General features: G+C 53.6%; 18 protein-coding genes, 4 tRNA genes and 3 pseudogenes. 20 read left to right on the top strand and 5 right to left on the bottom strand.

Going from position 1 to position 23,392, the window contains the following annotated elements; translation table 11 throughout:
- Nucleotides 1-38: 38 nt before the first annotated feature.
- The 5 genes and pseudogenes from H3L92_RS10840 to H3L92_RS10825 form a co-directional block, all read right to left on the bottom strand.
- Nucleotides 39-311, bottom strand: a complete 273-nt coding sequence (locus H3L92_RS10840; protein WP_143824373.1) for a hypothetical protein — start codon at nt 309-311, stop codon at nt 39-41.
- A gap of 653 nt (nt 312-964) precedes the next feature.
- Entirely contained in the window at nt 965-1,420 is a 456-nt protein-coding gene (locus tag H3L92_RS10835; RefSeq protein WP_085366989.1) for a DUF494 family protein, read from the bottom strand.
- Between the two features lie 19 nt (nt 1,421-1,439).
- Nucleotides 1,440-1,619: pseudogene (locus H3L92_RS13665) on the bottom strand (DprA-like winged helix domain-containing protein); the annotation flags it as partial.
- Between the two features lie 75 nt (nt 1,620-1,694).
- A pseudogene (dprA, locus tag H3L92_RS10830) lies at nt 1,695-2,585 on the bottom strand (DNA-processing protein DprA); the annotation flags it as partial.
- Nucleotides 2,586-3,008: 423 nt separating this feature from the next.
- Nucleotides 3,009-4,289, bottom strand: a complete 1,281-nt coding sequence (locus tag H3L92_RS10825) for a LysM peptidoglycan-binding domain-containing protein (RefSeq protein WP_085366987.1) — start codon at nt 4,287-4,289, stop codon at nt 3,009-3,011.
- 154 nt (nt 4,290-4,443) lie between these two features.
- On the opposite strand from H3L92_RS10825, the gene def reads away from it, so the two are divergent.
- The 20 genes and pseudogenes from def (at nt 4,444) to rpoB (ending at nt 23,219) form a co-directional block, all read left to right on the top strand.
- Nucleotides 4,444-4,947, top strand: coding sequence for a peptide deformylase (gene def / locus H3L92_RS10820; RefSeq protein WP_085366986.1), 504 nt, complete (start codon nt 4,444-4,446; stop codon nt 4,945-4,947).
- A 25-nt stretch (nt 4,948-4,972) separates the two neighbouring features.
- Nucleotides 4,973-5,896 (top strand): methionyl-tRNA formyltransferase, encoded by a 924-nt coding sequence (gene fmt, locus H3L92_RS10815; protein WP_085366985.1) that lies wholly within the window; start codon nt 4,973-4,975, stop codon nt 5,894-5,896.
- Nucleotides 5,893-7,152: a 16S rRNA (cytosine(967)-C(5))-methyltransferase RsmB gene (rsmB, locus tag H3L92_RS10810; protein ID WP_085366984.1), complete on the top strand. Its 1,260-nt coding sequence runs from the start codon at nt 5,893-5,895 to the stop codon at nt 7,150-7,152. The genes fmt and rsmB overlap by 4 nt, the downstream gene beginning before the upstream one ends.
- A complete protein-coding gene (locus H3L92_RS10805; protein ID WP_085366983.1) occupies nt 7,118-7,711 on the top strand; it encodes a DUF4390 domain-containing protein in 594 nt (197 codons plus the stop codon). The genes rsmB and H3L92_RS10805 overlap by 35 nt, the downstream gene beginning before the upstream one ends.
- 3 nt (nt 7,712-7,714) lie before the next feature.
- Nucleotides 7,715-9,841, top strand: a complete 2,127-nt coding sequence (locus H3L92_RS10800) for a sensor histidine kinase (protein WP_085366982.1) — start codon at nt 7,715-7,717, stop codon at nt 9,839-9,841.
- Complete coding sequence (locus H3L92_RS10795; RefSeq protein ID WP_085366981.1) at nt 9,834-11,114, top strand: sigma-54-dependent transcriptional regulator; 1,281 nt, start codon at nt 9,834-9,836, stop codon at nt 11,112-11,114. Before H3L92_RS10800 ends, H3L92_RS10795 begins: the two co-directional genes overlap by 8 nt.
- 594 nt (nt 11,115-11,708) lie before the next feature.
- A complete protein-coding gene (locus H3L92_RS10790; RefSeq protein ID WP_085366980.1) occupies nt 11,709-13,115 on the top strand; it encodes an OmpP1/FadL family transporter in 1,407 nt (468 codons plus the stop codon).
- Between the two features lie 140 nt (nt 13,116-13,255).
- On the top strand, nt 13,256-13,507 hold the full coding sequence (locus H3L92_RS10785; protein ID WP_085366979.1) for a YfhL family 4Fe-4S dicluster ferredoxin: 252 nt from the start codon (nt 13,256-13,258) through the stop codon (nt 13,505-13,507).
- Between the two features lie 129 nt (nt 13,508-13,636).
- Nucleotides 13,637-13,720, top strand: a tRNA-Tyr gene (locus H3L92_RS10780).
- A gap of 37 nt (nt 13,721-13,757) precedes the next feature.
- Nucleotides 13,758-13,831 (top strand) — tRNA-Gly (locus H3L92_RS10775).
- A gap of 9 nt (nt 13,832-13,840) precedes the next feature.
- A tRNA-Thr gene (locus tag H3L92_RS10770) sits at nt 13,841-13,915 on the top strand.
- A gap of 48 nt (nt 13,916-13,963) precedes the next feature.
- Nucleotides 13,964-15,148: an elongation factor Tu gene (tuf, locus tag H3L92_RS10765; protein WP_115336235.1), complete on the top strand. Its 1,185-nt coding sequence runs from the start codon at nt 13,964-13,966 to the stop codon at nt 15,146-15,148.
- 7 nt (nt 15,149-15,155) lie between these two features.
- Nucleotides 15,156-15,231: transfer RNA gene (locus H3L92_RS10760), tRNA-Trp, on the top strand.
- Nucleotides 15,232-15,676: 445 nt separating this feature from the next.
- Nucleotides 15,677-15,844, top strand: a pseudogene (gene secE, locus H3L92_RS13435) (preprotein translocase subunit SecE); the annotation flags it as partial.
- A 2-nt stretch (nt 15,845-15,846) separates the two neighbouring features.
- Nucleotides 15,847-16,383 (top strand): transcription termination/antitermination protein NusG, encoded by a 537-nt coding sequence (gene nusG / locus H3L92_RS10750; RefSeq protein ID WP_085366658.1) that lies wholly within the window; start codon nt 15,847-15,849, stop codon nt 16,381-16,383.
- A gap of 122 nt (nt 16,384-16,505) precedes the next feature.
- Entirely contained in the window at nt 16,506-16,937 is a 432-nt protein-coding gene (rplK, locus tag H3L92_RS10745; protein ID WP_085366660.1) for a 50S ribosomal protein L11, read from the top strand.
- Complete coding sequence (rplA, locus tag H3L92_RS10740) at nt 16,937-17,632, top strand: 50S ribosomal protein L1 (protein WP_085366662.1); 696 nt, start codon at nt 16,937-16,939, stop codon at nt 17,630-17,632. The genes rplK and rplA overlap by 1 nt, the downstream gene beginning before the upstream one ends.
- 232 nt (nt 17,633-17,864) lie before the next feature.
- Nucleotides 17,865-18,365 (top strand): 50S ribosomal protein L10, encoded by a 501-nt coding sequence (gene rplJ, locus H3L92_RS10735; protein WP_085366664.1) that lies wholly within the window; start codon nt 17,865-17,867, stop codon nt 18,363-18,365.
- A 51-nt stretch (nt 18,366-18,416) separates the two neighbouring features.
- Nucleotides 18,417-18,791, top strand: a complete 375-nt coding sequence (rplL, locus tag H3L92_RS10730; RefSeq protein ID WP_085366665.1) for a 50S ribosomal protein L7/L12 — start codon at nt 18,417-18,419, stop codon at nt 18,789-18,791.
- 249 nt (nt 18,792-19,040) lie between these two features.
- Nucleotides 19,041-23,219 (top strand): DNA-directed RNA polymerase subunit beta, encoded by a 4,179-nt coding sequence (gene rpoB / locus H3L92_RS10725; protein WP_085366667.1) that lies wholly within the window; start codon nt 19,041-19,043, stop codon nt 23,217-23,219.
- The last annotated feature ends 173 nt before the right edge of the window (nt 23,220-23,392 follow it).

The following is a 23,392-nucleotide window of genomic DNA, read 5'->3' as shown; positions in this document are numbered from 1 at the left end:
TTATTATTTATATGATGCGGCTTTATGGCTTGTCAAAACTATTTTTCGGTTTCAGACGGCCTTTTGCCGGGTTTGGTTTGTTTGCGGTAGAGGTAAACCGCCGCCAGCCCCCATAAAAAGTGGACGGAAAGGGCGGGGGGAACGGTGTGGAAGTTGTAAATGCCTTTGTGCAGCAGGAGTTGGCAGTCGGGCAGGAAAATCAGCGTGATGCGTGCCAGCCAGTCGCCGACTTGCGTGCTCATCACCACCGAGGTCAGCACGATGGAAAGTGCAGAAGCGTAAATCAGGTAAATCAATGGTGTGCGTAACATAATCTCTGTTTTATATTTATCAAGTGTTGCAAAACATATAAGCGGGAGAGTGTGTCTGTGGAGCAGGCGGGCACACGAATGCAGACGCCGTTTCCGGTGTTGCCGGATGGCGTACGTATTCGGTGCGCCCGCAAGCTGCGTGCGCGTGCGGCAGCGGTTGGAGCCGGTGCCGGCGGTGAGGTTGGGTTTTCCGTGCGGCGCAGGTTGCGCCTGTTGCCGCCGGGGAGTGTCGTCAGAAAGCTTGAGAAGCGGATTTTAACCAAAAATACCGCCTCAACGTTTTCTGACGAAACGCCCTAAGTAAGTGTTTGAATTATTGCTATGGTATTTTTATTGTGTTTCAGGTGCCCGAAGGCCGTCTGAAAATGTGTTCAGACGGCCTTCCTGTTTGCTCCCTTATCGTCGTGCGGCAGAGGGCACGTTACCGCACAGGTTTTCCCTTTAATGTATTTGGCGCCGACAATGCCCCCAAACCGGCGGGTTGCCGTGTTTTTTCAGCCTGAAGCCTTTGCGGAGGCCCGGTTGCGTGTTTTTATAGTGAATTCAAATAAAAACTCCGAAATGAAATAACTGCATTCAAACTTGCAATTGGGCGATATGCTAAAGAATCGTTTTACCCTACTTCGGCATTCTTATTTTAATCCACTATAGTTTCAGTGCATCACGGCTTTGCCGTGCAGCGCCATCATCAGCTCTGCGCCGATCAGGGCGGGCAGCTCCGATTTGTGCGCCCACAAAACCAGCAGCGTGAGCACTTTGGCCATATCGACGGTAATGTCTTCGGCCGGCAGGTGCGCCAAGGCGTGTACCACAAATTCGCGCTGTTCGCCGTTGATGGCTTCGGCGCGGTCTAAGAAGTAGAGCAGGTTGATCACATCATGCGGCAGCGCGTCCAACTCTTCGTGGTGGTAAACGCGCATGGCGCCGCTGCTGTAACGGGTTTCGGCAACTTCGGGGCTGTTGGCCAGCACCTCGAGCAACATCAGGGCTTGGTTGATTTCCAAATCGCTGAAACCGATGTCTTCCAGAATCTGCCCCAGGTCCGATGGGGCGGGGCAGGCGTCTAAATCGTAAAAGTGTTTGATTAAAAAGGCGATAACATCAGCCATGATGGTTCCTTGTTTTTTGTTATTTAACCCGCTGGTAGCGTCCGCCCGGCAAGGCGGCAACCCGGTTTTCCAGCTCGAGCTCAAGCAATTGTGCGTAGATTTCGGCTGCGGGCAGGTTGAGGGCCTGCGCCAGGCTGTCGGGGTGTGCCGGGCTGTAGCCTAAAGCCGTTAGGAGCGGGTGCTCGGCGGGCTGTTCGGCAGACACGGCCGCTACTGCGTTTTCATCGTGTTGTGCGGTGTTCCGAACCGCCTGCTGGGCAGGGCGTTCGGGCGGTGTGTACTGCAATAACTGCGGGCATTCCTGAACGATATCGTCCAAGCATTCCACCAGCTTGGCGCCTTCTTTTATCAGCTTGTGGCAGCCTTTACTGTGCGGGTTGTCGATGGAACCGGGAACGGCCATCACTTCGCGCCCCATTTCTGCGGCCAGTTTGGCGGTAATCAGCGAACCGGATTCGGGCGCGGCTTCCACCACCAAAACGGCTTGTGACAGGGCGGCAATCAGGCGGTTGCGGCGCGGGAAATTACCGGCTAACGGGCGGGTGCCCAGCGGAAACTCGCTGATCACCAAACCTTGTTCGGCAATCTGATAGGCCAGCGCTTTATTCGTTTGCGGATAAATGCGGTCTATCCCCGTTCCCCAAACGGTGACGGTGCCGCCGTTTGCCTGCAAGGCACCCTGATGCGCTGCGGTGTCGATGCCGGAAGCCATGCCCGAAACCACGGTTATCCCTTTTTCGCTCAGGGCTTGGCCGAAATCGCGGGCAATCCGCACTGCCTGAGGTGTGGCGTGGCGGCTGCCGACGATGGCGACGGCGGGCCGGTGCAGTAACTCGCTGCGGCCGCGTAAAAACAGCAGCGGCGGCGGCGTGATACCTTCGGTTAACATTAGGGGGAAATCGCTGTCGCCAAGCAGCATCAAACGGCAATGCTCCTGCTCTTCCCATGCCAAGGCCGCTTCTGCGGCGGCCGTGGCCTGCGCGTTATCCCCTTCCCACGCGGCAACGGCCTGTTTGTGGCAAACCAGTTTCCGCACGGTTTCGGCAGGTGCTGCCAAAGCGGCCTTGGCGGAGCCGTAATGCCGTATCAGTGCCAAAAAACTTTCTGCGCCCACATAAGGGGTGAGCGCAAGCTGTATCCAGGCGTATCGTTCTGAATCGTTCATGGCTTAGACCCCGTTATGTTTGCATTCGGTATTTAATAATGCCGGTGATATTTTTTATGTTTGCAATTCTATCTTTTTTGTAATGGTTTGTTAATCACTTTGAAGTTTTATTTACACACGGCTTTTGGCAAAACTTGTTCATGCCGTCTGAAAAATTCTTAACCGCTGCTGTTTCTGCATGGGTGGGAATCTGTGATTTTGTTAAATAGTTTTTATATTTCAATATGTTGTTAAATTTTGGGTAGGCTTGCGTCGGCGCGGGCATGGCGGCAGACCAGATTTCAGGGTTGGTTCTTGAGTTTTGTAAAGGTTTGGTCCTAGTGTTGCAGAAGTGTGAATGTGTGGTGAAAACGGCAACAAAAAAGCACGCTTGGCCGCGTGCTTTTTTCAGGCGGCCTCTGCTGAGGCCGGTTGGCTGCTTTATCAGGGGTTGATATTGCTTTTGATGTTGTATTCGTTGTATTCGGTATCGTGCGATTCCTGCGGCACATTCGGGGCGTGCGGGGTGTCGTTGGCCATATTGTCCAAATCTTGGCCGGGTTCGGATGCGGTGTCGCCGATGCTGATGCTGGTCAGGCTTTCCAGAATAATGGCCGAGGCCAGGTTTTGGCTGGTTCGGTAAACCATCGCCAAGCCGGCTTCTTCGGCGGGAATCGACACATATTTCACCACGCTGCGGCCGCCTTGTTTGCCGTTTTCCAAATCCACTTTCACTTGGCGGCTGCGTTTGTACAGGCCCAATACGGTGCCTTTGTCCAAGCCGTCGGCCTCGCCTTTGTTGAGCGTGATGGTTTGGAACTGGCCTGCTTCGCCGATGCCGTTGAAAATCGATACCACTTTGGCATCGATATGGCGGCTGGGAGCGTGCGGCATCATTTGGAAGCTGTCGCCTTCGTCGGTCATTTTCAGCAGGAAATCGCCTTTGCGCACTTCGGAAACGGCTTCTTCCACCACCAAAGGCTGTGCGGTTTGAGTGGGCACTTTCACCAGCGGGTGCAGGCGGGTGTAGTATTCGTTGTCGGGCAGCGAGCCGGCGTCTTTTTCGCTGCGGGCATCCAGCGCGCTGTTGGTGTAGGGCAGGGTGCTCACGATGCCGCTGAACACTACTTCCTGGCCGAGGTATTTTTTGGTGTCGGGGTCGGTGATGTCTTTAACCGCGCGGTAAACCAGATAGCGGCCGGGTTCGGTGATGCCGTAGGCGTACACACGGTCGCCTTTGCTGTAGAGCATACGGTTGTCGGGGCCGTCGATCAGGCGCGGCGCGTCTTGGGTCTGCATCTGCGGGATCACTTGCGGATGCTGCATAAACATGCGGTAGAAGTTTACGTTAACGGTTTGGATGCCGTAGCCGGCCGACATCTCGCGCACGCGCGGCGCCAGTTTGACTACGGGGATGTTGCCTTCGCGGTAGGAGGCGGCCTTGTCGAAGCCCAATACCGGGCGGCCGTTGACATAACGCAACACCAGCACCTGGCCGGGGTAAATCATATGCGGGTTGCGCACGGCGTTGCGGTTGGCGCCCCACAGGCGGTTCCATTGCCACGGGCTGTAAAGGTATTTGCCCGAAATGCCCCACAAAGTGTCGCCCTGCTTCACCACATAGCGCTGGGGTGCGTCGGGGCGCACTTTCAGAGCGGCGGCCGCGGCTTGGCCGGAAATTGCCAAACCTGCGGCGCAAAGCAAGGTTATAATATGTTTTTGCATGAGTTGTTCCCCTTGAAATCGGAAGCGGTTATCTTTAATTAGCTGTTAACGGTTGGGCTTGGCCGCCCTATGAAATCATGGGTGATATTTTACCACCTAATATTGCCGTTATCATAGCATTAAGCACACATATTTTTACATTTGAGATTAAATTATGGCATTACTTAACATTCTCCAGTATCCCGACGAGCGTCTGCACAAGGTTGCCGCGCCGGTGGCCGAGGTGGACGGGCGCATCAAAACGCTGGTGGCCAATATGTTCGAAACCATGTATGAAGCGCGCGGTATCGGCTTGGCGGCCACGCAGGTTGATGTGCACGAGCGGGTGGTGGTGATGGATTTAACCGAAGATAAAAGCGAACCGCGTGTGTTTATCAACCCCGTTATCACGCATAAAGACGGCGAAACCACTTATGAAGAAGGCTGCCTTTCCGTGCCCGGCATTTACGACACCGTAACCCGTGCCGAGCGCGTAACCGTTGAGGCACTCAACGAAAACGGCGAGAAATTCACCCTCGAAGCCGACGGCCTGCTGGCCATCTGCATACAGCACGAACTCGACCACCTGATGGGGAAAGTGTTTGTGGAGCACTTGTCGCAGCTGAAGCAGAACCGCATCAAAACCAAGCTGAAAAAGCGCCAGAAACACAATCTATAACCTTTCAGACGGCCTATCTATCAATATGAAAGTTATTTTTGCAGGCACCCCCGATTTTGCCGCTTCCGCCCTGAAAGCCATTGCAGCGGCGGGCTTTGAGATTCCGCTGGTGTTAACCCAACCCGACCGCCCCAAGGGGCGCGGTATGCAGTTGCAGGCAAGCCCGGTTAAGCAGGCTGCGCTTGATTTGGGGCTGACCGTTGCCCAGCCGCCGAGCCTGCGCAATGAAGAAGCGCAGGAACTGTTGCGCAAACAACACGCCGATGTGATGGTGGTGGCCGCCTATGGCCTGATTTTGCCGCAGGCCGTGCTCGATATTCTGCAACACGGCTGCTTGAACATCCATGCCTCTCTACTGCCGCGCTGGCGCGGTGCGGCGCCGATACAGCGTGCGATCGAAGCAGGCGATGCCGAAACCGGCGTGTGCATCATGCAGATGGATGCGGGTTTGGACACCGGCAATGTGGTCAGCGAACACCGCTACGCCATCAAAACGGCAGACACCGCCCAAAACGTGCACGATGCTTTGGCCGAAATCGGTGCCCGGGCAATTGTGGCTGATTTACAACGTTTGCAGCAGGAAGGCCGTCTGAAAAGCATACCCCAGCCTGAAAACGGTGTAACGTATGCGCAGAAATTGAGCAAAGAAGAAGCCAAAATCGTTTGGAGCGAGCCGGCCGCGGCGGTCGAGCGCAAAATCCGCGCTTTTAACCCCGTGCCCGGTGCGTGGACCGAATATCAAGGCAAACCCCTGAAAATCTGGCGGGCCGAAACAGTGGCGCAGAGTAGCAAAGCGGGCGAAGTGCTGCACTGCGGTTCAGACGGCCTGATTGTGGCCTGCGGCGATCAGGCTTTGAAAATTACCGAATTGCAGCCCGCCGGCAGCAAGCGTATGAATATCGCCGCTTTTGCAGCGGGCAACCGTATAGAAGCGGGAGAACAGTTGTGAGCATGGCCTTGGCGCAGAAACTCGCCGCCCAAAGCATAGCGGCGGTAGCGGCAGGGCAGAATCTGCAAGACGTGTTGGCCGCCATCCGTGCCGGCCATCCCGATTTGAGCCAGCAGGAAAGCGGCGCTTTGCAAGACATCGCCTACGGCTGCCAGCGCCATAACGGCAGCCTGAAATTCATGCTCGGCAAGATGCTTGCCAAACCGATTACCAACCCGCAGCTCGAAAGCCTGCTGCTGGCGGCGCTCTACCAGCTGCACTACACCCGCAATGCACCCCATGCCGTGGTGAACGAAGCGGTGGAAGAAATCGCCAAAATCGGCAAAGGGCAATACCGTTCTTTCGCCAACGCCATCCTGCGCCGTTTTTTGCGCGAGCGCGACAAACTGGCGGCAGCCTGCAAACACAATGATGTGGCGAAATACAACCTACCCGAATGGTGGATACGGTATCTGCAAAACCACTATCCCAAGCATTGGCACAATATGGCCGCTGCCTGGCAGTTGCACCCGCCGATGGTTTTGCGCGTTAACCGCCGCCGCAGCAATGCCGAAGGTTATACGGCCGCGCTGGCGCAGGCAGGCTTGGCGGGAAAAGTGTTGGACGATTACGCCGTGATGCTTGAAGAAGCCGTGCCGGTTGCCCGCCTGCCCGGTTTTTCAGACGGCCTCGTGTCGGTGCAGGATTTCGGCGCCCAGCAGGCGGCCTATATTTTGAACCCGCAGCACGGCGAGCGCATTTTGGATGCCTGCGCCGCGCCCGGCGGCAAAACCGGCCATATATTGGAGCTGGCCGATTGCGAAGTTACCGCTTTGGATATCGATGCAGGCCGTCTGAAAAGAGTGGCCGACAACTTAAACAGACTGGGTTTTCAGACGGCCTCTTTAAAATGCGCCGACGCGCAGGATTTAAACGCATGGTATGACGGCCGCCCTTTCGACGCCATACTGGCCGACGTTCCCTGCACCGCCTCCGGCGTGGTGCGGCGCAACCCCGACATCAAATGGCTGCGCCGCCCCGGCGATGCCGCCAAAACCGCGCGGCAGCAGGAAAAACTGCTCGACGCGCTGTGGCAGACCCTGACGAAAAACGGCAGGATGCTGTTGGCCACCTGTTCGGTTTTCGTTGAAGAAAACGAACAGCAGCTGCAAAAATTCCTCAACCGCCACGCCGATGCCGAATGCGTGCAATCGCGCGTGCTTTTACCCAACAAACAGCAAGATGGCTTTTATTACGCGCTTATTCAAAAACAGTAAACTACTGTTGCTGCCCGTTCTGCTGGCCGTGTCTTTTCAGACGGCCGCAGAAGGCATCAGCGCGACCCGTATGCAGGCCACACTCACCGCATCAGGGCAGATGCTGGTGAGCAGCCGCTTCAAAACCGACTTGCCCGACCAGCTCAAGCAGGCACTCAACCAAGGCGTACCGCTCACGTTTACCCTGAATTATCAATTGTCTGCCCCCACGATAGCAGCCTACCGCTTCAAGCTCGGCCAGCTGGTGGGCAGCGACAGCTCGATTCAATACAAACTCTCCTACCATCCGCTAACCAACCGCTACCGCGTTGCCGTCGGCACGTTTTCCACAGAATACAACAGCTTGGAAACCGCCCTGCGCGGCGTGGGCGCAGTAGCCAACTGGCGGGTGCTGGGCAGCGGCGCCCTCAGCGGCGTGCAGGCAGGCGAGGCCAAGGCCGAAATCCGCTTGGCGTTGAGCACGTCGCAACTGCCCAAACCGTTTCAAATCAACGCACTCACGTCGAAAAGCTGGCAGCTCGATTCCGGCTGGCAGTCGCTCAATATCTCGCAGGAATAAACCATGCGGTATTTTCTTTTTATCGCCGGCGTGCTTGCATTTATTTCACTCTATATCCTCACGCTGGCCACCGATAACGACAGCATTTTAGGCAACTATTTCTGGTGGATTATCGCCGCCAGCAGCGTGCTGGTGGCCGTGTTGCTGGCGGTGTTGGTGCGTTATATCCGCCTGCTGATGCGCGATGTGCAGCGTGGTGTGTTCGGCTCGCAAATCGCCCGCCGCCTGGCCGGTATGTTTACGCTGGTGGCCGTGCTGCCGGGTTTGTTTCTGTTCGGTGTGTCGGCCCAGTTTATTTCCAACAGCATTAATTCATGGTTCGGCAACGATACCCACGATGCGCTGGAGCGCGGTTTGAACCTAAGCAAATCGGCGCTGAATCTGGCTTTGGATAACAGCGTGCGTAATGCCACCCCGTTGCAGATCGACTTAATCAGCGCCGCATCGCTGGGGCGCAACCTGAGCCGCGCACTGGCAGGCGCGCCCGATACGCAGCAGTTCAGCCAGCTTGCGGTTTACAACCTGCGCACGCAGGCGGTTGATGTGGTGCGCAATCCCGGCAAACTGCCGGTGCCGGTTTTGGACAATGTTACCCGCGATTTGCTGGAAACGTCCGGTTCGGCGCGCAGCATCGAAAACTTCGGCGGCGTGCTGTATGCGCAAGGCTGGCTGGCGGTGAATGCAGGCAACGGCAGCAGCAATGCGCTGTTTTTCCGTCAGCCCATTCCCGAAAACGTGGCAAAAGACGCTACGCTGATTGAAGCGGCGCGCGCCAAATATGCCGAGCTGACTTATGCCAAACAAGGCCTGCAAACGTTTTTTCTGGTGACCTTGCTGGTGGCCACCTTGCTGGCGATTATGCTGGCTTTGGTGATGGCGCTGTATTTCGCCCGCCGTTTCGTCGAGCCGGTGTTGTCGCTGGCGGAAGGCGCACGCGCGGTGGCGCAGGGCGATTTTTCGCAAAAGCGCCCCATTTTCCGCAACGACGAATTCGGCAGGCTCACGCACCTGTTCAACCACATGACCGAACAGCTGAGCATCGCCCAAGAGGCGAGCGAGCGCAACCGCTTGCAGCAGGAAGCCGCCCGCCATTACCTCGAGTGCGTGTTGGCCAGCCTGACCACGGGCGTGGTAACCACAGACGATACAGGCCGTCTGAAAGCCTATAACGAAAGTGCGGAACACATACTCGGTGTTTCATTGAAAGATTTGGCGGGCACCAGTTGGCACGACTGGGCGAAGCAGTCGCCGCAACACGCCGTGCTGGCGGAAACGTTCGCCTCCATCGTGGAAACCGCCCCGGTCGATAAAGCCGTACAGCTGGGCTATGCCGCGCCCGACGAAGCGCGGATTCTGCTGGCGAAAGCCACCATTCTGCCTGACGATAACGATAACGGCATCGTGATGGTGTTCGACGACATCACCATGCTGGTGCGGGCGCAGAAAGAAGCGGCTTGGGGCGAAGTGGCCAAACGCCTGGCGCACGAAATCCGCAACCCGCTCACCCCAATCCAACTTTCCGCCGAAAGATTGGCATGGAAATTGCATGATAAGCTCAGCGAACAAGACGCCCAGATTCTCACGCGCTCCACCGACACGATTATCAAGCAGGTGGCGGCTTTGAAAGAAATGGTGGAAGCCTTCCGCAATTACGCGCGCGCGCCCTCGCTCAAGCTCGAACGGCTTGATTTGAACCAAATTATTGAAGAAGTTTTGTTTTTATATGAAGGCAGTAAGTGTACATTCACGGCCGATTTAAGTAATATAGCCCTTTTCATTGCCGCCGACACCACCGCCATGCGGCAGGTGCTGCACAATATTTTCAAAAACGCAGCCGAAGCGGCCGAAGAAGAAAACACGCCGGCCGTCCGCGTTTGCACGCAGCCGGCGGAAGACAGCAAACACGTGGTGCTCACCGTAACCAACAACGGCAAAAGTTTCAGCAAAGAAATGCTGCATCATGCGTTTGAACCTTATGTAACCGACAAACCCACCGGCACCGGCCTGGGTTTGCCCGTGGTGAAAAAAATCATCGAAGAACACGGCGGCCGCATCAGCCTGAACAATCCGGCGGAAGGCGGCGCGTGTGTCAGAATAGTCTTGCCCAGATTGGTAGAAGCTTATGCGTAGTAGTGATATTTTGATTGTGGACGACGAAATCGGCATCCGCGACTTGCTCTCGGAAATCCTTCAAGACGAAGGCTATACCGTTACGTTGGCCGAAAATGCCGAAGAAGCGCGCCAGCTCCGCCACCAAACCCGTCCGGCGATGGTGCTGCTCGACATCTGGATGCCCGACTGCGACGGTATTACCCTTTTGAAAGAATGGGCGAAAAACGGCCAGCTCACCATGCCGGTGGTGATGATGAGCGGCCACGCCAGCATCGACACCGCCGTCGAGGCCACAAAAATAGGCGCGTTGGATTTTCTCGAAAAACCCATTGCGCTGCAAAAACTGTTGAGCACGGTTGACCGTGCCCTGAAATACGGTGAAATGCAGGCCGCAGCAGGGCTGTCGCTCGATAAGCTCGGAAATAGCCCGTCGATTCAAGAGCTTAACCGGGCCTTAGAGCCGGCCATCAAGCAAAACAAACCCGTGCTGCTAACCGGCGAGAGCGGTTCGCCGTTCGGGCTGGTTGCCCGTTATTTCCAAAAAAACGGCAACCCGTGGGTGGAGCCGGGCAAAACCGAACATATCGTCGATATTCCGATGGAACTGCTGCAAAAAGCGGCAGGCGGGGTGCTGTATTTGGGTGATATTTCCGAATACAGCAAAAGCCTGCAACAGGGCATTGCGTTTTTGCTGAGCAAGGCCGAACGCAGCAATGTGCGCATTATCTGCGCCGCCAGCCAGCAAAGCGAAACGGCCGAGAATCCGGTTATCGATGCCAAGCTGCAAGAAGCCTTGTCGGCCTGTGTGATTAAGATTCCGCCGCTGCGCAGCCAGCCCGACGACATGGTGTTTTTGGTTGAGCGGATTCTGAGCGAGTTGGCCGAAACACAGAAAATCACACCGGTCAAATTCAGCCCCGCCGCATTGAATATCCTGCGCCAATACGATTGGCCGGGCAACTTCGAGCAATTGCGCGGCGTGGTGAAAAACCTCGCGCTGGGTGCGGAAGGCGGTGAAGTGGACGAGCAGGCGGTAGGCGCCGTACTCGGGCAGATGAACCGTGCCCCGGTTTCCGAGATGGTGGGCGGTTTCAACTTCAATATGCCGTTGCGCGAATTGCGCGAAGAATTGGAGCGCCGTTATTTCGAATACCATATCGTTCAGGAAAGCCACAACATGAGCCGGGTGGCCCAGAAAGTCGGTTTGGAGCGCACCCACCTTTACCGAAAACTGAAGCAGCTCGGTATCAATTTTTCGCGCCGCGGCAGCGATAAAAACGCCGACGAATAAACACGAAATATGATTTGACCGAACAGGCCGTCTGAAAGCTTTCAGACGGCCTGAGACCTTTGCAAAATTCAAATTGCTATCTAAAAAATCTGAACTCCGTCATTCCCGCGTAGGCGGGAATCCAGACGCTTGGCATCCAAGTATTTGTTTAATCAATACTTCAATATTTCCATCTGGATTCCCGCCTACGCGGGAATGACGGTATTTAAGCATTTCAGACGGCCTTAAGGTATTTTTGCAAAGGTCTCGGCCTGTGTGTTTTCGCTATAGCCAATCAACTCAAAAAAATACGCACACATCATGCCCGATCAAGCCTGAGTATCACAGAACCGTTGCAAAGCGAGTGGTTTAACTATTAATAGGGAGAAAACAACAAAAATACCGCTTAGCCGGCTGATCTTGTGAAAAATATCACATAAAATGAAAAGAAATGTTATAGAATTGAGTGCCTACACTAAATTTCTAACATAGCGAACCGTAGTGATGCAGCCGCTGAAGCATTATTAAAACGGCAGTTGCCGCAGCTTTCAAACGGTATCTGCAACCGGCGGTTCGCGAATATTTTTATATTGATTTTTTGATTGGTTTGAAGCTATGAAACACACACAACGCTATCTTCCCGTGATTATCGGTGCGGTATTTGCCATGCAGGCACACGCTTCCGGCTATCATTTCGGCACCCAGTCCGTTTCGGCACAAAGCACCGCCAACGCCGCTGCCGCGGAAGCCGCCGATGCGTCAACCCTGTTTTACAACCCCGCCGGCCTGACTAAGCTGGAAAGTTCCGAAATCTCGGCCTCATTAAACCTCGTTTCTCCCAGCGTGAAATACAGCGAAGGCCAGGCCGTTTATAACGGCGGCACCACCGTAAACAACAGCAGCGGCAGCGGTAAAATCGCCAAAGATTTGGTGTTTGCCCCGCATATCTATGGCGCCTACAAAGTGAACGACGATGTGGCCGTCGGATTGGGCGTTTATGTACCGTTCGGCTCCAAAACCGAATATGCCCACGATTCCGCCCTGCGCTACAATCTGAATAAAACCGAATTGACTACTGTGGCAGTAGAGCCTGCCGTGGCGTTCAAACTAAACGAAAAACACTCGGTTGCAGTGGGCGCCATCGCACAATACAGCTCGGCCGGCCTGCGGAAGTATGCCGACTGGGCGGCATCGGCACGGCAAACCGCCCTCAATCCCGATCCCGCCGGTGCCGGCAGCATGGACGGCTATGCCGAAGTTAAAGGCAAAGACTGGGGTTTCGGCTACCATCTGGCATGGATGTGGGATATTAACGACCGCACCCGCGTGGGCGTAAACTACCGTTCGCGTATCAAACATAATCTGGAAGGCACGGCGGATTGGACGGCGCAAGGTGCCGTGGCGCAACGCCTGTATGCCGCCCGTATCGGCCAAACATTGGAAAACGGCGGCACCGGTTATGTGCCGCATGAAAAAGCCAGCCTGAAAATCACCACACCCGAATCGTTGTCGGTACACGGTATGTATCGTGCAGGCGAGCAGTGGGACTTGTTCGGCGACGTAACATGGACGCGCCACTCGCGCTTCAACCGCGCCGAATTGCAGTTTGAAAACGCCAAACGCACCGCCAGCGGCCAGCCGTCCAACCAAACCGTTATCGAGCCCAACTGGCGCGACACTTACAAAGTATCGCTCGGAGCAGCATACCAAGTCAGCGAACCGCTGCAACTGCGCTTCGGCATGGCTTACGACCAATCACCCGTGCGCAGTGCCAACGAGCGCCTCGTTACCATGCCCGACAATAACCGGATTTGGTACTCGCTGGGTGCGAAATACGACATCGGCAAAAAACACACATTAAACGCCGCATACAGCTATGTGCATATCCAAAAAGGCGATGCTGTCGTGCAGGGCAAAGCATCCAATGCACAAGTCGTTACCGTAGACAGCAATGTTTCTTCATCCGCCAGCTATAAAAGCCATGCCCATATCGTAGGTTTGCAATACAACTACCGTTTTTAAAACATAAAACACCAGAGGCCGTCTGAAGGTTTTCAGACGGCCTCTGGTGTTTTATGCCGAAGCGGAAGGCAATGGTTTGAAAGCAGTTTATGTTATAATCCGCCTTCGGTTTTGAACTCAATATTTTTAAAGGAAAAAAAATGTCGCTCTTTATTACGGATGAGTGCATTAACTGTGATGTCTGCGAGCCGGAATGCCCCAACGACGCCATTTCGCAAGGGGAGGAAATTTACGAAATCAACCCCAATCTCTGCACGCAATGCGTCGGACACTACGACGAGCCTCAATGCCAGCAAGTGTGCCCGGTGGACTGCATTCTGATCGACGAAGAAAATCCCGAAAGCCCTGAAGAGTTGCAGGCAAAATACGAACGGATTGTTGCAGAAAAGTAAACCGTTCGGAGGCCGTCTGAACAAAAATAAATTTATTTAAAATTACCGCGTTAAGATTAATTAATAAAAAAACGCAAAAATCATCTTGACGGGGTTTTGAGAAGTCTCTAATATTGCGTTTCTCTTTTTGGAGGGATTCCCGAGCGGTCAAAGGGGGCAGACTGTAAATCTGTTGCGTAAGCTTCGAAGGTTCGAATCCTTCTCCCTCCACCAAAAATCCAATCAAACTTGGAGCAGAGAAATACAGTAAGCGGGTGTAGCTCAATGGTAGAGCAGAAGCCTTCCAAGCTTACGGTGAGGGTTCGATTCCCTTCACCCGCTCCAAAAAAATCAGCCCATGTAGCTCAGGGGTAGAGCACTCCCTTGGTAAGGGAGAGGTCGGCAGTTCAATTCTGCCCATGGGCACCAATCCATTCATTCACCCAAACTTAAAGCTTTAGGAATAGGAAAATTGCCATGGCTAAAGAAAAATTCGAGCGGAGCAAACCGCACGTAAACGTTGGCACCATCGGTCACGTTGACCATGGTAAAACCACTTTGACTGCCGCACTGACCACCATTCTGGCCGAAAAATTCGGCGGTCAGGCTAAAGGCTACGACCAAATCGACAATGCCCCGGAAGAAAAAGCCCGCGGCATCACCATTAACACCTCACACGTAGAATACGAAACCGAAGGCCGCCACTACGCCCACGTAGACTGCCCGGGCCACGCCGACTACGTTAAAAACATGATTACCGGTGCCGCCCAAATGGACGGCGCGATTCTGGTGGTATCCGCTGCCGACGGCCCTATGCCGCAAACCCGCGAACACATCCTGCTGGCCCGTCAGGTAGGCGTACCCTACATCATCGTATTCATGAACAAATGCGACATGGTTGACGATGCCGAGCTGCTGGAGCTGGTTGAAATGGAAATCCGCGACCTGCTGTCAAGCTACGACTTCCCCGGCGACGACTGCCCGATCGTACAAGGTTCCGCCCTGCGCGCCTTGGAAGGCGATGCCGCTTACAAAGAAAAAATCTTCGAACTGGCCGCCGCTTTGGACAGCTACATCCCCACGCCCGAGCGTGCCGTAGACAAACCCTTCCTGCTGCCGATTGAAGACGTATTCTCAATTTCCGGCCGCGGCACCGTGGTAACCGGCCGTGTAGAGCGCGGTATCATCAACGTAGGCGACGAGATCGAAATCGTCGGTCTGAAAGCCACCCAAAAAACCACCTGTACCGGTGTGGAAATGTTCCGCAAGCTGCTGGATCAAGGCCAAGCCGGCGACAACGTAGGCGTACTGCTGCGCGGCACCAAACGTGAAGAAGTAGAGCGCGGCCAAGTATTGGCCAAGCCCGGTTCCATCACCCCGCACACCAAGTTCAAAGCAGAAGTGTATGTGTTGAGCAAAGAAGAGGGCGGCCGCCACACTCCGTTCTTCGCAAACTACCGTCCGCAATTCTACTTCCGCACCACCGACGTTACCGGCGCGGTAACTTTGGAAGAGGGCGTAGAAATGGTAATGCCGGGTGAAAACGTAACCATCACCGTAGAACTGATTGCGCCGATCGCCATGGAAGACGGTTTGCGTTTTGCGATTCGCGAAGGCGGCCGCACCGTAGGTGCAGGCGTGGTATCTTCTATCATTGCTTAATTATTAGAGGCCAGTAGCTCAATTGGTAGAGTATCGGTCTCCAAAACCGAGGGTTGGGGGTTCGAGACCCTCCTGGCCTGCCAATAAAAAATTAACCGGCCTTTGTGCCGGTTAATTTTTTACCATTTAAAACGGGTCATTGTTTTATGGCTGATAATTTCAAGCAAATATGTTTTGTTTGTTTGGGTTGCTGTTTGATGTAACGGAAGGCTGTACTGCTGCCTTTCACTAAATATTGGAAAAGAGATGGCTGAAAATATACCGCAGGATAAGGAAGAAAAGCCCGGCCGGCTTGTGCGGACGGAGAGTAAGTTATCTGAGCATCATCATGGTTCCGGTTCCAAAGGGGCTGATATTTTCAAGCTGGCAATCGCAGTCGCATTGGTTGCGGTGGGGTTGTGGGCTTTTTATGGCGTGCAGAATTTATCGGTATATGTGCGGGCGTTGTTTCCTGTGGCCGGTGTGATTGCAGGCTTGTTAATAGTGTTTTATTGGTGCGACTTCGGACGCCGTTTGATTGCTTATGTGCGTGATTCGGTTGCCGAATTTAAAAAAGTTGTCTGGCCTCCCCGGAAAGATGCTGTTCGGATGACATTTTTTGTTGTGGTTTTTGTAGCTGTGTTGTCACTGTTTATCTATGCGGTAGATAGTTTGATTTCATGGTTGTTTTTTGATTTGTTGTTGAAGAGGGGATAAAAATGTCTAAACGTTGGTATGTTGTGCAGGCTTATTCCGGCTTTGAGAAAAACGTGCAAAAAACTTTGAAAGAGCGTATTGCGCGTGAAAATATGGGTGACTACTTCGGGCAGATTCTTGTGCCGGTGGAAGAGGTAGTTGATATTAAAAACGGTCGCAAAACCATTAGTGAGCGTAAGTTTTTTCCCGGTTATGTACTGATTGAAATGGAAATGACCGATGATTCCTGGCATTTGGTAAAAAGTACGCCCAGGGTTTCCGGTTTTATCGGTGGAACTGCTAACCGCCCGATGCCGATTTCGCAAAAAGAGGTTGATGCTATTTTGCAACAAGTCCAAACCGGTGTCGAAAAGCCGAAACCTAAGGTTGAATTTGAAGTCGGTCAGCAGGTTCGGGTAAATGAAGGCCCGTTTGCCGACTTTAACGGTATCGTTGAAGAAGTCAATTACGAGCGTAACAAGCTGCGTGTGTCAGTGCAGATTTTCGGCAGGGAAACACCTGTCGAGCTTGAATTTAACCAAGTGGAAAAAATCCAGTAGCTGTCGGTTAAATTGTTGGCAAACAGATTGATATTATATTTTTTACAAAGTATAATATTCGATCTGTTTTTTGGGGAGCGAAACTTTTTCGCGCTATACCCGTTTATTAGGAGCTATTTAAAGTGGCAAAGAAAATTATTGGTTACATCAAACTGCAGATTCCTGCAGGTAAAGCTAACCCCTCTCCTCCGGTTGGTCCGGCGTTGGGTCAGCGCGGTTTGAACATCATGGAGTTTTGTAAGGCATTTAATGCCGCGACTCAATCTATGGAGCCGGGTTTGCCGATTCCTGTGGTGATCACCGCATTTGCAGACAAATCATTCACATTTGTGATGAAAACCCCGCCTGCTACCATTTTGCTGAAAAAAGCAGCAGGTTTGCAAAAAGGCAGTTCAAATCCGTTAACCAACAAAGTGGGTAAAGTAACCCGCGCACAGTTGGAAGAAATTGCAAAAACCAAAGAACCCGATCTGACAGCTGCCGACTTGGATGCTGCTGTTCGTACGATTGCCGGTTCCGCCCGCTCTATGGGCTTGGATGTGGAGGGTGTGTAATGGCTAAGATTTCCAAACGTTTGAAAGCATTGCGTGCCTCCGTAGAAGCCAACAAGCTGTATGCGATTGATGAGGCGATTGCTTTGGTGAAGCAGGCTGCCACTGCGAAATTCGATGAGTCTGTTGACGTTTCTTTCAATTTGGGTGTGGATCCCCGTAAATCAGACCAAGTTATCCGTGGTTCGGTTGTATTGCCCAAAGGTACCGGTAAGGTAACGCGTGTTGCTGTATTTACCCAAGGCGCAAATGCCGACGCAGCTAAAGCGGCCGGTGCAGATGTAGTAGGCTTCGAAGATTTGGCCGAAGAAGTGAAAAAAGGCAATCTGAATTTCGATGTGGTGATTGCTTCTCCCGATGCTATGCGTATTGTCGGTCAGCTGGGTACGATTTTGGGTCCCCGCGGTTTGATGCCGAACCCGAAAGTGGGCACCGTAACGCCGAATGTGGCCGAAGCAGTAAAAAATGCCAAAGCAGGCCAAGTGCAATACCGTACCGATAAAGCAGGTATCGTACACGCTACCATTGGCCGTGCTTCCTTTGCCGAGGCTGATTTGCGCGAAAACTTCGATGCTTTGTTGGACGCTATCGTGAAAGCCAAACCTGCTGCGGCCAAAGGCCAATATTTGCGTAAAGTGGCTGTGTCCAGCACCATGGGTTTGGGCGTGCGCGTTGATACTTCAAGCGTAAACAGCTAAAAATTTTCAGACGGCCTATGCGGCTGTTAAAGTATAGGCCGTCTGAATTTGGGCTACTTAATTTTTAAGTAGATGTCCAAGACCGTAGGGATCGCAAGATTTAATCGTAACAGCCCTACGCAGACGGTAGTCCTGAATCGAATAATCAAGTATTTCTTGTGAAATGTCTTTTTAGGTTGCCGCGCTGGTGAAATACGTTTGTATTTCTTTGTTTAACAGTGGGAGGTAGACCTTGAGTCTCAATATTGAAACCAAGAAGGTGGCCGTTGAAGAGATTAGTGCAGCGATTGCCAATGCACAAACTCTGGTGGTTGCCGAATATCGCGGTATCAGTGTTGCCAGCATGACAGAGCTTCGTGCCAATGCCCGTAAAGAAGGCGTGTATCTGCGCGTTCTGAAAAACACATTGGCCCGTCGCGCAGTAGAAGGTACTTCATTTGCCGGTTTGGCAGACCAAATGGTTGGTCCGCTGGTTTATGCCGCTTCTGAAGATGCCGTGGCCGCTGCAAAAGTGCTGCATCAATTCGCGAAAAAAGACGACAAAATCATTATCAAAGCCGGTTCTTACAATGGCGACGTGTTGAACGCTGCCCAAGTAGCCGAGTTGGCATCTATTCCGAGCCGCGAAGAGCTGTTGTCCAAACTGCTGTTCGTTATGCAGGCGCCTGTTTCAGGCTTTGCCCGCGCGCTGGCTGCCCTGGCTGAGAAAAAAGCTGCTGAAGAAGCCGCTTAAGCATTTTGTTTCGATTAAAATTTTTAATACAATATTTGGAGTTTAAATAGCATGGCTATTACTAAAGAAGACATTTTGGAAGCAGTTGGTTCTTTGACCGTTATGGAACTGAACGACTTGGTTAAAGCTTTTGAAGAAAAATTCGGCGTTTCTGCTGCTGCCGTTGCTGTTGCCGGCCCTGCCGGTGCCGCTGCCGGTGCTGCCGCTGAAGAGAAAACCGAGTTTGACGTGATCCTGGCTTCTGCCGGTGACCAAAAAGTTGGCGTAATCAAAGTGGTTCGTGCAATCACCGGCTTGGGCTTGAAAGAAGCCAAAGACATGGTTGACGGCGCACCCAAAACCGTTAAAGAAGGTGTTTCTAAAGCTGAAGCTGAAGACATCCAAAAACAACTGGAAGAAGCCGGCGCGAAAGTCGAAATCAAATAATCCCGTTGTGGCGAATAAAGGCTGGCAGATTTTGCCAGCCTTGTTTTGCTTTTTATTGATGAAAAACAGAATATTTACATTCATTAACACTTGGCTACTGTTTTCATTGAAAATAAATGTAAATATTTTGAGGTGCGGTCATTTTGCAAAACTGCTTGAATACGCAACCGCCCGATTTCCGATTGCTGCCGAGTTTTCGGCAGCTTCAATATCTTGATTTAAAAAGCCCTCCCTATTCTGGAGTTTTCTATGAGTTATTCTTTTACCGAGAAAAAACGTATCCGTAAGAGTTTTGCCAAACGGGCCAATGTATTGGACGTGCCGTTTTTGCTGGCAACTCAGCTGGATTCTTATTCCAAATTTTTGCAGTTGGACAAACCGTTCGACCAGCGCAACGATGACGGCCTTCAGGCGGCCTTCAACTCTATTTTCCCGATTGTGAGCCACAACGGTTATGCGCGTTTGGAATTCGTGCACTACACCTTGGGTGAGCCGCTATTTGATATTCCCGAATGCCAGTTGCGCGGCATCACTTATGCTGCTCCGTTGCGCGCACGCATCCGTTTGGTAATTTTGGATAAGGAATCTTCCAAGCCTACGGTAAAAGAAGTGCGTGAAAACGAGGTGTATATGGGTGAAATCCCGTTGATGACACCCAGCGGTTCGTTTGTGATCAACGGTACCGAACGTGTGATTGTGTCGCAGCTTCACCGCTCGCCGGGCGTGTTTTTCGAGCACGATCGCGGCAAAACACACTCTTCCGGTAAGTTATTGTTTTCTGCGCGTATTATTCCCTACCGCGGCTCTTGGCTGGATTTCGAGTTCGATCCGAAAGACTTGCTGTATTTCCGTATCGACCGCCGCCGCAAAATGCCGGTAACCATTCTGCTGAAAGCCTTGGGCTATAACAACGAGCAGATTCTGGATACTTTCTACGACAAAGAAACTTTCTATCTTTCTAAAAACGGCGTGCAAACCGATTTGATCGCAGGCCGTCTGAAAGGCGAAACTGCCAAACTCGATATCGTTGATAAAGAAGGCAACGTATTGGTTGCCAAAGGCAAACGCATTACCGCCAAAAATATCCGCGATATCAGCAATGCCGGTCTGACCCGCTTGGACGTTGATCCCGAAAGCCTGTTGGGTAAAGTGTTGGCGACCGATTTAATCGTGCCCGACACAGGCGAAGTGCTGGCTGTGGCCAATGACGAAATCACCGAAGAGCTGCTGGCAAAATTCGATATACATGGCATCGAGAAAATCGAAACCCTGTATATCAACGAATTGGATCAGGGCGGTTATATTTCCAACACCCTGCGTACCGACGAAACCGCCGACCAACAGGCCGCGCGCGTGGCGATTTACCGCATGATGCGCCCGGGTGAGCCGCCCACCGAAGAGGCGGTGGAGCTGTTGTTCAACCGTTTGTTCTTCAATGAAGACAGCTACGATTTGTCGCGCGTAGGCCGTATGAAATTCAACACCCGCACCTACGAGCAGAAACTGAGCGAAGCGCAGGCCGAATCATGGTATGGCCGTTTGTTGAACCAAACCTTTGCCGGTGCGGCCGAAAAAGGCGGCTATGTGCTGAGCGTGGAAGACATCGTGGCTTCCATCGCCACTTTGGTCGAGCTGCGCAACGGCCACGGCGAAGTGGACGACATCGACCACTTGGGCAACCGCCGCGTGCGTTCGGTAGGCGAATTGACCGAAAACCAGTTCCGCAGCGGCTTGGCACGTGTGGAGCGTGCCGTGAAAGAGCGTTTGAACCAAGCGGAATCGGAAAACCTGATGCCGCACGATTTGATTAACGCCAAACCTGTTTCCGCCGCCATCAAAGAATTCTTCGGCTCCAGCCAGTTGAGCCAGTTTATGGACCAAACCAACCCGTTGTCGGAAATCACCCACAAACGCCGCGTATCGGCGCTCGGCCCGGGCGGTTTGACCCGCGAACGCGCAGGTTTCGAGGTGCGCGACGTACACCCGACCCACTACGGCCGCGTGTGTCCGATTGAAACGCCCGAAGGCCCGAACATCGGTTTGATCAACTCGCTGTCGGTATTTGCCCGCACCAACGAATACGGTTTCTTGGAAACCCCCTACCGCCGCGTGGTGGACGGCAAGGTTACCGACGAAATCGACTATCTGTCGGCCATTGAAGAAGGCCGCTATGTGATTGCACAGGCCAACGCCGAATTGGATTCAGACGGCCGCTTAACCGGCGATTTGATTACCTGCCGCGAAAAAGGCGAAACCATTATGGCCACCGCCGACCGCGTGCAATATATGGACGTGGCAACCGGCCAGGTAGTGTCCGTGGCCGCCTCGCTGATTCCGTTTTTGGAGCACGACGACGCCAACCGCGCCTTGATGGGTGCGAACATGCAGCGTCAAGCCGTGCCGTGCCTGCGCCCCGAAAAACCGATGGTGGGCACCGGCATCGAGCGTTCGGTAGCCGTTGACTCGGCCACCGCCATCGTGGCCCGCCGCGGCGGTGTGGTGGAATATGTGGACGCCAACCGTATCGTGGTGCGCGTACACGACGACGAAGCCACTGCCGGCGAAGTGGGTGTGGACATCTACAATCTGGTGAAATTCACCCGTTCCAACCAATCGACCAACATCAACCAGCGCCCCGTGGTTAAAGCGGGCGACGTGCTGCAACGCGGCGACGTGGTGGCCGATGGCGCATCCACCGATTTGGGCGAACTGGCTTTGGGTCAGAACATGACCATCGCCTTCATGCCGTGGAACGGTTACAACTATGAAGACTCGATTCTGATTTCAGAAAAAGTGGCCGCCGACGACCGCTACACCTCCATCCACATCGAAGAGCTGAACGTGGTGGCGCGCGACACCAAACTGGGCGCGGAAGACATTACCCGCGATATTCCCAACCTGTCGGAGCGTATGCAGAACCGTTTGGACGAATCGGGCATCGTGTATATCGGTGCCGAAGTGGAGGCGGGCGACGTGCTGGTGGGTAAAGTGACCCCCAAAGGCGAAACCCAGCTTACCCCCGAAGAAAAACTGCTGCGCGCCATCTTCGGCGAAAAAGCATCCGACGTGAAAGACACCTCACTGCGTATGCCCACCGGCATGAGCGGCACCGTAATCGACGTGCAGGTGTTTACCCGCGAAGGCATCCAGCGCGACAAACGCGCCCAGTCGATTATCGATGCCGAGCTGAAACGCTACCGCCAAGACTTGAGCGACCAGCTGCGTATTTTCGACAACGACGCTTTCAGCCGTATCGAGCGCATGATTGTTGGCCAAAAAGCCAACGGCGGCCCGTTGAAGCTGGCCAAAGGCAGCGAAATCACCGCCGAATATCTGGCTTCACTGCCGAGCAAGCACGACTGGTTCGACATCCGCATGAGCGACGAATCGCTGGCCAAGCAGCTTGAGCTGATTAAAGTCAGCCTGCAGCAAAAACGCGAAGAAGCCGACGAACTGTATGAAATCAAGAAGAAAAAGCTGACCCAGGGCGACGAATTGCAACCCGGCGTGCAAAAAATGGTGAAAGTGTTTATCGCCATCAAACGCCGCCTGCAAGCCGGCGACAAAATGGCCGGCCGCCACGGTAACAAAGGTGTGGTATCGCGCATTCTGCCGGTGGAAGACATGCCCTACATGGCCGACGGCCGCCCCGTGGACATCGTGTTGAACCCGCTGGGCGTACCGAGCCGTATGAACATCGGCCAGATTCTCGAAGTGCACTTGGGTTGGGCGGCGAAAGGCATCGGCGAGCGTATCGACCGTATGCTGGCCGAGCAGCGCCAAGCAAGTGAAATCCGCGCCTTCCTGAACCAGCTCTATAACGGCAGCGGCAAACAGGAAAACCTCGACGAGTTGAGCGACGACGAAATCCTGGCGTTGGCCGCCAACCTGAAACGCGGTGCTACTTTTGCTTCGCCGGTGTTCGACGGTGCCAAAGAAAACGAAATTTACAGCATGTTGGATTTGGCCTACCCGAACGAAGACCCTGAAGTTCAGAAACTCGGCTTTAACGACAGCAAAACCCAAATCACCCTTTACGACGGCCGTTCCGGCGAAGCGTTCGACCGCAAAGTTACCGTCGGCGTGATGCACTACCTGAAACTGCACCACTTGGTTGACGAGAAAATGCACGCCCGCTCGACCGGCCCGTACAGCCTCGTTACCCAGCAGCCGTTGGGCGGTAAGGCGCAGTTCGGCGGCCAGCGTTTCGGTGAGATGGAGGTGTGGGCGCTCGAAGCCTACGGCGCCGCCTACACGCTGCAAGAGATGCTGACCGTGAAGTCCGACGACGTAACCGGTCGTACCAAAATGTATGAAAACATTGTTAAAGGCGAGCACAAAATCGATGCCGGTATGCCCGAATCCTTCAACGTATTGGTTAAAGAAATCCGTTCGCTGGGTTTGGATATTGATTTGGAACGCTATTGAGCAACAGGTTTTCAGACGGCCTGAAAAACACAGGGGCCGTCTGAAAACAGCACGCAGGCCAAACCGGGCCGGACCGGCAATCCGCTGTGCCGCATCGGCAAAACAGCGTGAAAAAACCGCATGGGCGGTACAGGCCGTCTGAAAAGCCCGGGCGTGCAACCCGAATCAGAATA

It is taken from the genome of Neisseria dentiae, assembly GCF_014055005.1.
Lineage (GTDB): Bacteria > Pseudomonadota > Gammaproteobacteria > Burkholderiales > Neisseriaceae > Neisseria > Neisseria dentiae.
Note: the sequence above shows the minus strand (reverse complement) of the source record. Positions and strands in the feature narration are given on the sequence as shown.